Raw genomic sequence first — 13,909 nt, forward strand, 5'->3', positions numbered from 1 at the left:
GTCGGAGACCTCGCAGATGAGGGCGTCGGCGCGGATCAGCCGTAGGTAAATGGGGGCGTTGCCGTAGCGCATGGCGTTGGTGACCAGCTCGCTGACGATCAGCTCGGTGGCGAAGTCGAGGTCGGCCAGTCCCCATGCGTCGAGTTGCTCGGCCGCCATCCGGCGGGCCCCGCCGACGGCCGCGGGGTCCAGGGGCAGCTCCCAGGTGCTGACCCGGTCGGCGCCGAGCGTGGCGGTCCTGGCCAGGAGCAGGACGATGTCGTCGGCAGGGGGGTCGGGCCGCACCTTGCGGAGCACCTCGTCGCAGATCTCCTCCAGATCGGCGGCGGGATGGCGCAGCGCCTCGGTCAGCAGGTCGAGTCCGACGTCGACGTCACGGCCGGGGGCCTCGATCAGGCCGTCGGTGTAGAGGGCGAGCGTGCTGCCCTCGGCCATGTCGATCCGGGCGGCCTCGAACGGCAGTCCGCCCAGGCCTAGCGGTGGTCCGGGGGGCAGCTCCAGCACCTCCACGGTGCCGTCGGGCCGCATCAGGACGGGCGGCGGGTGCCCGGCCCGGGCCAGGTCGCAGCAACCGGCCACGGGGTCGTAGACGGCGTAGAGGCAGGTGGCCCCGACCTCTCCCGAGGCGCCCTCCGCCGCGCTCCGTGCGTCCGGGCCCTCCTCCCGGTCGAGGCGGATGACCAGGTCGTCCAGCCGGGTGAGCAGTTCATCGGGTGTGAAGTCGGCGTCGGCGAGGGTCCGTACGGCGGAGCGGAGCCGGCCCATCGTGGCGGAGGCGTGCACGCCGTGGCCGACCACGTCGCCCACCACCAGTGCCACGCGCCCCCCGGACAGGGAGATGACGTCGAACCAGTCCCCGCCGATCTCGTCCCCTGGGCCCGCGGGCAGGTACCGGTAGGCGAGGTCCGCGGACTCCACCTCGGGGAGCCGCTCGGGCAGGAGGCTGCGCTGGAGGGTGATCGCGGTGTGCCGCTCGCGGGTGTAGCGGCGGGCGTTGTCGATGCTCACCGCCGCCCTGGCGGCGATCTCCTCGGCGAGCACCAGGTCGTCCTCGCGGAAGGCGTCCTCGGTGCGGTGGCGCAGCAGGAGCATCACGCCGAGGGTGATGCCCCGGGCGCGGAGCGGCACCATCAGCACCGAATGGATCTTGAAGCGCCGCATGTTGTCGATGCGGCCCGGGGAGGCGGCCAGCCACTCCCGTAGCAGGGGGTCGCCCGCGCTGTGGTAGCTGCCGCGGCCGGTGGTCAGCGCCTCGGCCGCCGGGGAGCCGGGCGGGTGGATGTCGATGTCGCCCGTGGCGACCACGGATTCCGGGGCTCCCTTGAGCACCGATCGCTGTGCGGTGCGGCGGCAGACGACCGGCGCGTCCGGGGGCACGGGCTGCGGCTCGTGGCCCTGGACGACCGACTCCAGCAGGTCGACGGTGGCGAAGTCGGCGAACCCCGTCACCGCCACCTCGGCCAGTTCCTCGGCGGTCCGGGTCACGTCGAGGGTGCTGCCGATGCGCACGCTGGCGTCGTTCAGCACGGCCAGGCGCCGGCGGGCCCAGTACTGCTCGGTGATGTCGATGACCAGGGCCGACAGTCCGAGTACGGCGCCCGCCCTGTCCTTCAGCGGGGACAGGAACAGCGACCACGCGTGGTCGCGGACCTCACCGGAGGCCCGGAAGGGCTGTTCCTCGCGGTAGATCATCTCTCCGGTGCGCGCGACCTCGTGCTGGAGGCGGTCGATCTCGTCCAGGGGCGGGACGGGGTAGATCTCCCACAGGGTCCGCCCCCGCATCTCGTCCGGGTTCAGTCCCATGGCCTGGGTCATCACCTGGTTGCAGGTGACGAACCGGGCCTCGCTGTCGTAGATGGCGACGGGCAGCGGGAGCTGCGCGAGCGTGATGTCCCACAGTTCGGCGGGCCCCGTGTCCGTCGGCCCGGCGGAGTAGGTCACCGCCGCCGGCGTGAGGACCCAGTGGGTCCTGCCCCGCCCGTCCAGCAGGGGGGTGCCCCGCAGCCGCACGATGACCCGGTCGCCGTCCCGTTTCCGCAGCCCCACGTCGCTCGTCCAGGGTTCGACGGCGGCCAGGTGACGCCGGGTCGCCGTGGGCAGCCTCGCGGTCCGCAGGTGCGCGGCCGGCCGGCCCACCACCTCCTCGGGCGTGTACCCGAGGAGCCGCCGGGCGCCGGCGCTCCACACCAGGACGACTCCCCGGGCGTCGACGACGACCGCGAAGTCGTCCGGTACGGCCGGTCGCTCCGCTTCCCTGGTCGTGTCGGGCTCGTTGTCCATGGGCGTACCCCGACGTCGTTCTGCCGTTTTCCAGCACGGCGCTGTGCGCCCGGCACGGGCGCTCCCTCCAGCATCCCGCCGCGGGGCATCCCGCTCAACCGGTTGCGCGGCGCGCGCCGGCCTCCGGGGGCCGGGGTGGAGCCACGTCAGACGGGCGTCGACGCCGACGGCGCGAAGGGCGCGCCGTGGCCGGGGACTATGAGGGCCGGACCGAGGGCGAGGACCTTCTCCCTGGCCGCGCGCAGTTGGTCGCGGTCGGGGGCGAAGGGGTCGTCGGCCGGTCCCTCGGCGGTCCACCACAGATGGGTGAGGACCACCAGGCCCTGCTCCGCGGCCACCAGGGTGCTGACGTCCTCGGCGGTGTGGCCGGGTGTGGTCATCAGGGTGATCGACGGGGAGAGCTGGTATCCGTCGGCGTCCCGGTCCTCCCAGATGTCGTCCTGGTAGATGGCCATGTGATCGTGGAAGCGGGCCGCGGGGAACAGGGCGGCGTTCAGTGTGTGGTCCGGGTGGTGGTGGCTGAAGACCACGTCGGTGACGTCCTCGGGGGCGAGTCCGTGCTCCGTGAGCGGGTCCAGGATGAGCCGGCGGTCGGCGACCATGCCGGGGTCGACGATCGCGACGGTCGCGCCGTCGACGAGCAGGGTGACGGTTCCCGCGACGCGGTCGTCCGCGTAGCCGGTGGTCAGGACGTGGAACGAGGCGGTCATGACGGGCTCCTACGGTGCGGAAGAGGAAGGTGTGGAAGGTGAGCAAGGGGGGCTGAGCGGGCCGTGCTGTACGGGGCCGTGCCTCCCGGTCACGTGGGCAGGAGCGCCCGGAAACCGGTGATGAGGGCACGGAGACCGATGTCGAAGGCGAGTTCGGCGCGGCGGTGGTCGTGCGGGACGTCGTCGAGTGCGGCGGCGAGGTGCGGGGCGGTCTCCCGCGGTACGTCGGCGACCAGCACCGGCGGGGCCACGAGGTCGAGGGCCGAGCCGAGGATGAAGCTCTCCATCGCGTTGATCAGGGGCATGACCTGGTGCGGGGCGAAGCCGGCGGTCAGCAGGAGTTCCGCGACCTTCTCGTACATCGCGTACAGGAAGGGCTCGCCCAGCGGGGCGGTGGCGAGGAGCGGCACCGCCCCGGCGTGCCCGGCGAAGGCCGTGCGGTAGGAGCGGGCCCAGTCCTCCAGCGCCTGCTCCCAGGGCTGGGCCGGGTCCCAGGCGTCGGGGCTGGTCTCCCGGGCCAGTTCCTCCCGCATGAGCGAGATGATCTCGTCCCGCCCGGACACGTGGTGGTAGAGCGCCGAGGGAGCCACGCCGAGTTCCCTGGCCAGGGCGGGGATGGTGAGGGTCCCCTGGTCGTCGGCGAGTCTCAGCGCCGCGGCGCCGATGCGTCGGCGGTCCAGCAGAGGCGTGCGCGGCCTGGGCACATGGGCTCCTCTTCGTCTCCCGCCGGTGCGGGCGGAACGGCCGCCTCGCACCTGGGGTCATCCGAACTTTACCGAATGACTTTCAGTAAAACTCTTCCCGAGCCTCCGGGTGACCCCTACATTACCGAAACCGAATCGGTTTCAGTTCTGCTGTGTCGCTCCGATCTCTCGCCCCGATCCGTCGCTCCGACCTCTCGTTCCGATCTGTCGGTCCGACGGGAAGTGCACCGCCCTACGGAGGGACATCGTGGACGGTAGAGGTACGGCACCGTCACCGCCGGCCCGCGGCGCGGCAGAACAGCGACCGACGTCCGTCGACCTCACGCAGCACGCGGAGACCCCATGACCGAGCCCCACACCTCCACCGCTCCCCCACCGCCCCCGGCGGGCTCCGGGGCGGACCCGACCGGGCACCTGCAGCGGGCCACGCTCGGCGTCAGCGACATCGTCTTCTTCGTCGTGGCGGCCGCCGCACCGCTCACCGTGATGGCGGGCATCGCCCCGCTCGCCATCATGTTCGGCGGCATCGGCGCCCCGGTCGCCTATCTGACGGTCGGCGTCGTACTGTGCCTGTTCGCGGTCGGCTTCACCGCGATGACGCCCCACATCCGCAACGCGGGCGCCTTCTACTCGTACGTCGCCCGGGGCCTCGGACGTCCCGCCGGGCTGGGAGCGGCGCTCCTCGCGGTGTTCTCGTACAACGCGCTGCAGATCGGCACGTACGGGGCGTTCGGCTTCTTCGCCGCCGGCACCGCGAACGACCTCCTGGGCGTCGACCTTCCCTGGCCCGTCTACGCCTTCGCGGCGATCGCCGTGGTGTGGTTCCTCGGCTTCCGATCCATCCACGTCGGCGCCAAGGTCCTCGCCGCGCTGCTGATCGCGGAGACCGCCATCCTGGTGCTGCTGGCCGGCGCGATCCTGTTCCAGGGCGGCGCGGACGGCCTGAGCCTCGCGTCGTTCGCCCCCTCCAACGTCTTCACGTCGAAGATGAGCGCCCCGCTCGGCCTCGCCGTCGCCGCCTTCATCGGGTTCGAGGCCACCGCCCTCTACCGCGAGGAGGCCCGCGACGCCGACCGCACGGTGCCCCGCGCCACCTACCTCGCCGTCGGCTTCCTCGGCCTCTTCTACACCTTCGTCGTCTGGGTCATCGTCCAGGCCTTCGGCGACGACAAGGCCGTGGCGACGGCGGCACGGAACCCGGCGGAGATGTTCTTCACCGCGATGACCCACTACGTCGGCGGCTGGGCCACCGACCTCCAGCGCGTCCTGATCGTCAGCAGCCTCCTGGCCTCCCTGCTCGCCTTCCACAACGCCATCACCCGCTACGGCTACGCCCTGTCCTTGGAGGGCGCCGCCCCCGCCCGGCTGGGCAGCATCCACCCACGGCACGGTTCGCCCTGGGTCTCCGGCGTCGCGCAGACCGCGCTGGCGGCCCTGGTCACCGCCGTGTTCGCGGCGATCGGCGTGCACCCGTACAACGAGTTCCTGCTGTGGGTGAACACCCCCGGAGTGGTCGGCATCCTCGCGCTGCAGACCCTGGCGGCCTGCTCGGTGGTCGTCTTCTTCCGCCGCAACCCGGGCGCCGCCGGGGCGGGACGGCTGCGGACGGCCGCCGCGCCCGCGACCGCCGCGCTGCTGCTGGCCGTCATCACGGGCCTGGTCTGCACCCGCCTCAACCTCTTCACCGGGGCGTCGCCCGCCGTCAACTGGACGCTCGTGGCGCTCACCCCGGCCGTGTTCGCGACCGGGGTGGTCCTCGCGACGCGGATCCGCCGCAGGCGGCCGGAGGTCTACGCGAAACTCGCCACCACCGACGTCGAATCCGTGTGACCCCCGCCCTCCAGGGTGTGGGCGGGCCCCGCCGCGGAAGGTCGGACCACCGCCGCGGGGCCGTCGGCGGGGGTCAGCCCGCGAGGAGGGCCGCGAACCGGGCGAGGCGGGCGCCCTGGAAGCGTGCGCAGGCCAGTGCCGTGTCGTCCGGCGGCGTCGAGGGGAAGCCGGCGGGCCATGACGTTCCGTACGGGTTGCCGCCCGACGCGTAGACGACGTCGTCCGTGTAGCCGAGCGGGACGATGACCGCGCCCCAGTGGTAGAAGACGTTGTTCAGGGACAGGATCGTCGACTCCTGGCCGCCGTGCCGCTCCGCCGAGGAGACGAACGTCGTCACCGGCTTGTCCGCCAGCTTCCCCTCCTGCCAGAGACTTCCGGCGGTGTCGATGAACTGCTTCAGCTGCGCAGCCGGAGCGCCGTACCGCGTCGGTGTGCCGAAGGCGTATCCGTCGGCCCACTCCAGATCGGCGAGCTCGGCCACCTCGACGGCCGACTCCGTCTCCCGGTGATGCGCCGCCCATTCCGGATTCGCCGCCATCGCCTCGTCGGGAGCGAGTTCGGCGACCCTGCGCAGCCGCACCTCGGCACCGAACGACTCGGCCCCTTCGGCCACCGCCCGCGCGAGCCGATGCACGGACCCCGTCGCGCTGTAGTACACGACCAAGACATGAGCTGACACGGAGAACCCCTCCCGGAGGCGGTGGACGATCACAAGCAGTGGGCGATCACAGAGCGGTGGACGGTCTCGAGGAGGGCGCCTGGCGCGCTCTCACTTGTCGGGGGTGTACGAGAGCACGGCCGTGACCGTCTTCTCCTCGGTGTTGGCCTCGATGCCGGCCCAGCCCAGCTCCCGCCCCTGGCCGCTGAGCCGGGAACCGCCCCAGGGCACGCGGGGGTCGAGCGGCGCCCAGCCGTTGATCGCGACGGCACCCGCCTTCACCTGACGGGCGACCACATGGGCCCGGCTGACATCGGCGGTCCACAGGGTGGCGGCCAGCGCGTAGTCGCTGTCGTTGGCCATCGTGATCGCGTCGGACTCCGTGTCGAACGGGATCACGGCACCCACGGGCCCGAAGATCTCCCGCCGGGCGATCGTCATGGCGTTGTCCACGTCGGCGAACAGGGTCGGCTCGACGAAGAAGCCCCTGGCGTGCGGCCGACCGCCTCCGGTGATCAGGCGGGCGCCCTCGTCGACCCCGGCCGCGATGTACTCGGAGACCCTGCCCAGCTGCCGGGCGTTGATCAGCGCGCCCATCGTGGTGCCCTCGTCGAACGGGTCGCCGACCCTGATGGCACGGGCCCGCGCCACGAGGCGGTCCACGAACTCGGTGTACACGGAACGAGCGACCAGGATGCGGCTGCCCGCGGCGCACACCTCGCCCTGGTTGGCGAAGATGCCGACCGCCACCCCTTGCGCGGCCTCGTCGAGATCCGCGTCGGCGAAGACGATCTGGGGGCTCTTTCCGCCGAGTTCCAGGGTCGTGCGCCGGAACCCCTTCGCGGCGGCCAACGCCACTTTGTGTCCCGTCTCGGGGCTGCCGGTGAAGGAGATCTTGTCCACGCCGGGGTGGTCGATGAGCGCCTGGCCCGTCACGGCGCCGAGTCCGGGAAGGACGCTGAACGCCCCCGCCGGGAAGCCGGCCTCCTCGATCAGCGACGCGAGAAGGAGGGAGGTGAGAGGTGCGTCCTCCGGGGGCTTGAGGACGACGGCGCAGCCCGCGGCGAGCGCGGGTGCGATCTTCCACGCCCCGATCATCGTCGGTGAGTTCCAGGGGGTGATGGCCGCGACGACCCCGACCGGCTCGCGGACTGTGTAGCTGTGCGTGGGCCGTCCCATGTAGGAGGAGGTGGGGACGGAGCGGCCCTCCACCTTGTCGGCCCAGCCGGCGAAGTACCGGAACGTCTGGATCGTCTGGGGCAGGTCGATGGCCCGCGGTTCGAAGCCGGGCTTGCCGATGTCCAGCGACTCCAGGGTCGCGAACTCCTCGCTCCGTGCCTCGATCAGATCGGCCAGGCGGTGCAGCAGGACCGCCCTGACACTTCCGTCGGTCCTCCCCCACTCGCCCTCGTCCATCGCGGTCCGGGCGTGCGACACGGCCCGTTCCACTGCACGGGCCCCGGCCGCGGCCACGGTCGTGAGCCGGTGTTCGGTGACCGGGTCGATCACGTCGAAGGTGTCGGTGCTCTGACTGCTGTCCCATCGCCCGGCGAGGTAGGGCTCCGTGGGAACCGTGCTGACCAGCCGTTCGGCCTCTGCGCGTGTGAGCATGTACGATTACCGTTCTATGAGGACGATATTCGAAACCATAGGGAGAGGGTGACGCCGGGTCAAGGGGTCGGCGCCACCGGGCCGTTCCCGGCGCCGTGACATGATGTGCGGCACGCGGAAGCAGGAGGAGAGAGAAGATCGTGGCGGCGACCGGCGGGGAAACGTCCCTGACTCTTGACCGCGGGCTGACGGTGCTGTCGCTGCTCGCACGCAACGCCGACGGTCTCACCGCGGCGGAGCTCGCCGAGCAGCTGACGATCGCCCGGGCGGCCGTCTACCGCCTTCTGCGCACGCTGGAGGCGCACAACCTCGTCGCCCGCCTCGGCACGCGGTACATCCTCGGATTCGGTGTGGCCGAACTGGCCGGGCAGCTCAAACCGCGGCTGCAGGCCACCGTCCTGCCGATCCTGCGGCGGCTCAGCGAGCAGACCAACAGCACGGCGCTGCTGAGCGTCGCCGACGGCGACCAGGCCCTGATCCTGCTGACGGCGGAGCCGCCGAACTCGACCATGCACCTCGCCATGCGGGAGGGCGCCCGGCACGCCCTGACCGTCGGCGCGGACGGCATCGCCATCCTCGCCGGCCGGCCGGACTCCGACGAGGACACCGAGCACGTCCGCGAGGCCCGCCGCCGGGGTTACGCGGTCAGCGTGGGCTCGATCCAGGAGGGCGCGATCGGCGTCGCCGCCCCCATCCGGGTCTCGGACTGGTCGACGGCGAGCCTCGGCGTGGTGCAGCTCGGCCTCAAGCTCGTCGACGACCGGGTCCCGCATCTGGTGACGGAGGCGGCCAGGACGGCCGCGACGCAGCTGGTCGGCACGGCCGGCCCCGAGGCCGTCGGGCGCTGACACCCGCCGGCCCCGTGGCCGCCCCCGGTCAGGGGCAGTGCGTCGACCCGTGCCCCGGCGGGGGCGGCACGTCCAACGACGGGTTGCGGTCGAAGAATCCGACCGGCTTCAGCGCGAACCCCACGTAGTCGCACGGCATGATGGGCCAGTCCTCCGGGCGTGGCAGGTGCGAGGTGCCGAAGGTGTGCCACAGCACCACGTCCGTGTCGACGAGGTCGCGCTCCTGCCGGATCCATGTGCCGATGCCGTCACCGGGGTGCTGGTTCGGGTAGTCGCCGGCCGCGTGCAGTTCGTCCGGGCTGTACCGGGTCACCCACAGGTGCGCCCGCGCGAACTCGGCGCGCCGCGCCAGATCGCTCTCGGGAGCGGCGAGCAGGGTGGGGCCGACGAACGGGACCAGCTTGTAGGCGACGGGCTCGCCGAAGCGGTTGCGCACCCCGGGGTTGGTGATCTTCCAGGTGCGCGCGGTGAGCGGATCGCACATCCGGCGGCCGTCGCGTTCGTTGGTGATCTCCGTGCGGCGGGCGACGATCGCGTTGCCGTACGGGTTGTCCGGTCCCATCGGTAGCCCCACGGCGTCGACCTCCACGACCGTGTTGCGCGGCCCGTCGACCTCCATGTCCAGACGCATGTTGAACAGGTGCTGGTGGTTCGGGGCGTCCAACTGCGGCGCCACCAGCGTCCCGTGGGCGGGCTTCACGCCGGGGGCCACGGTCCGGGTCTGGACGATGCCGGTGAGCTTGGCCTCGAACTGGATCGTCCCGTCGAGGTAGAAGTACCAGAAGAAGCCGTACTCGTAGTTGCCGATCGTGTGGATCGACGACACGACGAGCCGTCGGGAGCGTCTGACCTCGGCCTGTTCGACGTAGCGGAAGTCCCAGTGCTTCCAGAGGATCCCGTAGTCCTCCTCGTGCAGGCAGATGGCGTTGGTGACGGTGTGCGGGGTGCCGGACTCGTCGGCGAGGACCGCGTCGAGGTACCGGATCTCGCCGAGGCAGTCGCAGCCGAGGCTGAGCGAGCCCACCGTCTTGCCGAGGCTGTACTCGCCCGCGTCGAAGACGTTGCGGAAGTAGAAGTCGTCGCTGGTGTCGCCGTAGGGCACCACCATCTCGCTGATGCCGGCCCGGTGCAGGATCGGGCGTCGGCGCCCGCCGTCCTCGTAGGAGACGTCGCTGATGACGAGGCCCTCCACCACGTCGATGTGGGCGTGCAGCCGCCAGCGCTGCCATTCGATGACATTGCCGGACACCGTGAAGGAGGGGCCCTCGGGCTGGGTGATCTCGATCGGGCGGAGATCGTCGCGCAGCGGTCCGACGCTTGCCGGGTCGTAGTTACCGCTCTCCGGCGGGAGCGGCAGCGGCTCCCCCTCCAGGACGGCCGCCACGGTGCGGGTGTCGCAGTCGATGACGAAGACGAGGTTGCCGACGGGCCGGGCGTAGCCGTTGTCCTCGGGGAAGCGGCGGACGTAGGCGGTCGCACGGATCACGCGGCGCCGGGCGTCCACGCCCTCGACCGGCAGGGTGCCTGTGGACCAGGGGTCGAACTGGACCTGCGACAGATCGTCGACGCCGTGCCGTACGAGGGCCTCCACCGCGGCCGGGTCACCCTTCACGATCTCGTCGAGGGCCATCAACTCCTCGATCATGATGGGCGGTTGCCTGCCCGGCAGGTGGTCCCAGGAGACGAGGCGGTCGTCGGTGAGATCGACGCGGGCCTCGAACATGGCGCCCGCCTCGGGGTCGTAGACGACGAGGAAGGCCACGCGGGGGATCGGCCGGGCGAGGTCGTACGCGCGGACCCGCCCCTTGTCCGGGAGGTCCAGCCGGATCAGCGGGAATCTGATCGCCGTGCGCTCGGGCCGGGCGGCCCGCACCACGGCGACGGCCTGCTCCGTCTCCTTGGCGGTGAGCGGATCGTACGGGTGCGGCGTGGCAGTGGTCACTGCCGTTCCTCCTGGCGGTCGAGGGGCCGGCTGCGGTGAGCCGGGCGTGGGGTGGGCATGGGCGGTGGCGAGGGGCTCCGGCGCCGTCATGGGGTGGTCACCTCGCCCGCGCTGCGCGCCGGTTCGTCGACGGTCGCCTCCGGGCGGGGCGCCCGCCGGTGGACGAAGAGGGACCACGCGACGCCGAGGACCACCCAGCCGAGCAGGGCCCAGGGCACGGTGTCGAGGGGGCTCTGGGCCTGGTAGACGGCTCCGAAGACGGCGCCGGCCGAGACGAGGACGCCGACACTGCCGGCGACGAGGAGCTTGGCGTGGCCGACGTGCGGCCACAGGCCCTTGACGCCGAGGGCGGCGACGATCAGGTACATCAGCGCCAGGCCCGTGCCGCCGAAGCCGGCCATCCAGCTGAACGCCGGTGACCACTGGGGCTGCAGGACGCCGGGCTGGGCGGTCTCGCGCGAGAAGACGCCGTCGCCCACCCGTACGGCCACGATGACCAGGCAGGAGAGGGCGCCCCACAGGGCGGCGCCCCACACCGGGGTGAGGAACCGCGGGTGCAAGTGGGCCAGTTTCGCGGGCAGGCGGCCGCTGCGGGCCATGGAGAGCATGCCCCGGCTCGACGCGACGCCGACACCGATCGCCACCGCGAGGACGTCGAGGATGATGAGCACGCCCATGAAGGTGCCGAAGCCGGACGATCCGTACTCCTTGCCGGAGGCGAGGGCCTCCAGCGGGAAGACGCTGTCCTTCCACGCCTGCGCGTCGAGGCCGAAGCCCACGGCCTGGGCGTAGGCGACGACCAGGTAGTAGACACCGACGAGGGTGAGCGACCACAGGACCGCGCGGGGCACATGGCGCTTGGGGTTCGCGGTCTCCTCGGCGAGGTTGGCCGCCGACTCGAAGCCGATGAACATGTTGATGCCGTAGAGGACGCCGTAGAGGAGGTCCAGGCGTCCCACGGAGAACGGGTCGAAGGGCTCGGCGGGCAGTCCCCCGCCGCTGCGGCCCGCCCGGAAGAGGATGACGAGGGAGAAGACGAGGACGACGAGGATGGTGGCGAGGGCGAGGACGAGCTGGGCCCGGATGGACACCTGGACGCCGATCACGAGAACGCCGACGACGAGGGCGGCGTAGGCCAGGGAGAGGGGCCACCACGGCACGTCCACGGACAGGGCGTTGAGGAGCCAGGTCCGGGTCAGGCCGCCGAGGACGAGGAACGTCGACGCCCCCAGCACCATCATGGCCCCGTAGTAGAGCCACCCGGCCGCCACACCGACCCGGGGCCCGGCGCTGTCGCTCACGTACTCGTAGAGCGAACCGCACAGATGGATCCGTTTCGCGTACTGGGCGATCACCCATCCCACGCCGCACATGCCGACACCGGCGATGGCGATCGCGACGGGAGTGGCGACCCCGGCGCCCCGTCCCGTGGCCGACAGGCCCACGACCAGGGGGAGAAGGGCCGCGACCGAGAACACCGGTCCCATGAAGCCGATGGATTGAGTGAGGACGCCGATCAGGGACAGGCGGCCGTGAGCCAGGGTGATGCGATCAGGGCTTGTCATCCCGATCAGCCTCCAGTTGCACCGCTGTGCGATATTCGCACATGGTGTACGTTTGTTGGTAGCACATGGTGTGGTGGCCGATGGTGGGTGTCAAGGCCCGCCGGACGCAAAGGAGGCCGCCCCCGCCGAAGTGTTCCGACGGGGGCGGCCGTTGACCGAGAAGAAGGAGCCGGGCGGCGGCCTACCGCGGCCCGAGCAGGAACGCCCGGGCGGCCCGCGCGGCGGAGACCACGTCCGGCGTGGCCTCGTCGACGCGGTCCTTGCGGTGCGAGACGAACATGACGCAGGCGTCCAGCACGTCCCCGTCCCGGGCCAGCGGCGCCGCGACCGCGTGGGCGCCCGGTTCCACCGCGCCATGGCTGGTGACCCAGCCCCGGCGGCGCGCCTCCCGTACCGCCTCCGGGTCGTCGTCGGCGGGGGCCCGTCCGGCGCGGATCGCGCACGGCGCGGCCCCGCGGTCCAGTGGCTGGCGGGAGCCCTTGCGGTAGGCGAGGTGGTAGTCGGCGTTCCGGGGGACGGCCGTGGCGACGGCGACGACGCAGTCCGGTTCCGGGAAGAACAGGATCGCCGTACCGCCGTAACGGTCGGCGAGCTGCTGCAGCAGCGGCTGGACGAACTCCGCGAGGGTGGGCCGGGAGGTGCCGGCGAGCGTGTGGAGTTCCCCGCCGGGCATGTACGCACCGTCCGCGGCCCTCGCCAGGAACCCCTCGGCGGCCAACGTGCCCGCAAGGCGGTGGACGACGGTCCGGTGCAGCCCGGTCCGGGCGGCGATCTCGGCGACCGTCAGTCCGCGGGGCTGGTGGGCGACGGCCCGCAGGACGGCGAGACCCCGGACGAGCGTCTGCGACGGCGGCTGACTGGGCCGCTTGACCGCCTCCCCACCCTCCTCGCTCCCGCCGTGCGCACTGTTTCCCGTGCCGTTCGCGGCCTCTGCCCGCACCCCGCGTACCACCTTCCTGGCTCCGCTCACGCGTTCAGCGTAGGCCACGGGTCCGCCGGCCCCGGGGCTTGACGTCGGGGCCCTCCCCTGCCAATGCTGTGCACTATACGCACGAACGGTGCGCATAGTGCACGGAGGAAAGTCCATGAACCACGCCACGACCGTCTGGCAGGCGAACCGGTTCGGCGTCATGACCGGTGCGGAGGCCCTGGTCGAGACCTCGCTCGCCGCCGGAGTGGACGTCTGCTTCGCCAATCCGGGAACCACCGAGATGCCTCTGGTCGCCGCGTTGGACTCGGTCCCCGGCACCCGGGCGGTGCTCGGGCTCTTCGAGGGCGTCTGCACCGGAGCGGCCGACGGCTACGCCCGGATCGCCGGCCGGCCGGCGATGACACTGCTCCATCTGGGCCCCGGTTTCGCCAACGGCATCGCCAACCTGCACAACGCGCGGCGGGCCCACTCCCCCGTCTTCAACGTCGTCGGGGATCACGCCAGTTGGCATCTCGCCCATGACGCGCCCCTGACCTCGGACATCGTCTCGCTCGCGCGCCCCGTCTCCGGCTGGGTCGGCACCGCCGCCTCCGGTGCGGGTCTGGCCCAGCTCACCGCCCACGCCATCGGGGCCGCCGGCGCCGCGCCCGGCTGCGGGGCCACCCTCATCGCCCCCGCCGACTTCCAGCAGGAGGTGCTGAAGGGCCCGGTGGACCCGCTGCCCGCGCTCGTCGAGCGCCGCCCCGCCCAGCAGGAGGACGGCGCGCTCCCCGGCCCGCAGCCGCTTGGCGAGGGCGTCGACGACCTCGGCCGCCACCTCCCGCCGGCGC

Annotated in this window: 11 protein-coding genes; 3 read left to right on the top strand and 8 right to left on the bottom strand. The window is 72.1% G+C overall.

Features of this window, described 5'->3' with window-relative positions:
- The 3 genes from AOK23_RS21810 to AOK23_RS21820 form a co-directional block, all read right to left on the bottom strand.
- The coding region (locus AOK23_RS21810) for a SpoIIE family protein phosphatase (RefSeq protein WP_055714371.1) at window positions 1-2,280 on the bottom strand (2,280 nt) is incomplete at its 3' end.
- Window positions 2,281-2,426: 146 nt separating this feature from the next.
- Window positions 2,427-2,990 (bottom strand): MBL fold metallo-hydrolase, encoded by a 564-nt coding sequence (locus AOK23_RS21815; protein WP_055714372.1) that lies wholly within the window; start codon window positions 2,988-2,990, stop codon window positions 2,427-2,429.
- 89 nt (window positions 2,991-3,079) lie between these two features.
- A complete protein-coding gene (locus tag AOK23_RS21820) occupies window positions 3,080-3,694 on the bottom strand; it encodes a TetR/AcrR family transcriptional regulator C-terminal domain-containing protein (RefSeq protein WP_055714373.1) in 615 nt (204 codons plus the stop codon).
- Window positions 3,695-4,036: 342 nt separating this feature from the next.
- Between AOK23_RS21820 and AOK23_RS21825 the strand changes: the two genes are divergently transcribed.
- Window positions 4,037-5,524 carry an APC family permease gene (locus AOK23_RS21825; RefSeq protein ID WP_055714374.1) on the top strand — a complete coding sequence of 496 codons (1,488 nt, stop codon included), beginning with the start codon at window positions 4,037-4,039 and terminating at the stop codon, window positions 5,522-5,524.
- 73 nt (window positions 5,525-5,597) lie between these two features.
- Here AOK23_RS21825 and wrbA read toward each other — a convergent pair whose 3' ends face one another.
- Both wrbA and AOK23_RS21835 read right to left on the bottom strand, forming a co-directional pair.
- Window positions 5,598-6,203: an NAD(P)H:quinone oxidoreductase gene (gene wrbA, locus AOK23_RS21830; protein WP_055714380.1), complete on the bottom strand. Its 606-nt coding sequence runs from the start codon at window positions 6,201-6,203 to the stop codon at window positions 5,598-5,600.
- Between the two features lie 90 nt (window positions 6,204-6,293).
- Window positions 6,294-7,793 carry an aldehyde dehydrogenase family protein gene (locus AOK23_RS21835; RefSeq protein ID WP_055714375.1) on the bottom strand — a complete coding sequence of 500 codons (1,500 nt, stop codon included), beginning with the start codon at window positions 7,791-7,793 and terminating at the stop codon, window positions 6,294-6,296.
- 140 nt (window positions 7,794-7,933) lie between these two features.
- Between AOK23_RS21835 and AOK23_RS21840 the strand changes: the two genes are divergently transcribed.
- Window positions 7,934-8,641 carry an IclR family transcriptional regulator gene (locus tag AOK23_RS21840; protein ID WP_055714376.1) on the top strand — a complete coding sequence of 236 codons (708 nt, stop codon included), beginning with the start codon at window positions 7,934-7,936 and terminating at the stop codon, window positions 8,639-8,641.
- 28 nt (window positions 8,642-8,669) lie between these two features.
- Here the strand turns inward: AOK23_RS21840 and AOK23_RS21845 are convergent, their stop codons facing one another.
- The 3 genes from AOK23_RS21845 to AOK23_RS21855 form a co-directional block, all read right to left on the bottom strand.
- Window positions 8,670-10,583, bottom strand: coding sequence for a primary-amine oxidase (locus AOK23_RS21845; RefSeq protein ID WP_055714377.1), 1,914 nt, complete (start codon window positions 10,581-10,583; stop codon window positions 8,670-8,672).
- 86 nt (window positions 10,584-10,669) lie between these two features.
- Complete coding sequence (locus AOK23_RS21850) at window positions 10,670-12,148, bottom strand: APC family permease (RefSeq protein WP_055714378.1); 1,479 nt, start codon at window positions 12,146-12,148, stop codon at window positions 10,670-10,672.
- Window positions 12,149-12,329: 181 nt separating this feature from the next.
- Window positions 12,330-13,118 (bottom strand): IclR family transcriptional regulator, encoded by a 789-nt coding sequence (locus AOK23_RS21855; RefSeq protein ID WP_169800319.1) that lies wholly within the window; start codon window positions 13,116-13,118, stop codon window positions 12,330-12,332.
- 115 nt (window positions 13,119-13,233) lie between these two features.
- Between AOK23_RS21855 and AOK23_RS21860 the strand changes: the two genes are divergently transcribed.
- Window positions 13,234-13,909, top strand: a 676-nt coding sequence (locus tag AOK23_RS21860; RefSeq protein WP_276205749.1) for a thiamine pyrophosphate-binding protein, incomplete at its 3' end; no start/stop codon positions are given.

Origin of the sequence: Streptomyces torulosus (genome assembly GCF_001419765.1) — a bacterium.
Lineage (GTDB): Bacteria > Actinomycetota > Actinomycetes > Streptomycetales > Streptomycetaceae > Streptomyces > Streptomyces torulosus.

Coding starts and splice junctions, on each gene's coding strand:
- AOK23_RS21815 (WP_055714372.1), bottom strand. CDS start 2,990: ATGACCGCCTCGTTCCACGTCCTGACCACCGGCTACGCGGACGACCGC.
- AOK23_RS21825 (WP_055714374.1), top strand. CDS start 4,037: ATGACCGAGCCCCACACCTCCACCGCTCCCCCACCGCCCCCGGCGGGC.
- AOK23_RS21835 (WP_055714375.1), bottom strand. CDS start 7,793: ATGCTCACACGCGCAGAGGCCGAACGGCTGGTCAGCACGGTTCCCACG.
- AOK23_RS21850 (WP_055714378.1), bottom strand. CDS start 12,148: ATGACAAGCCCTGATCGCATCACCCTGGCTCACGGCCGCCTGTCCCTG.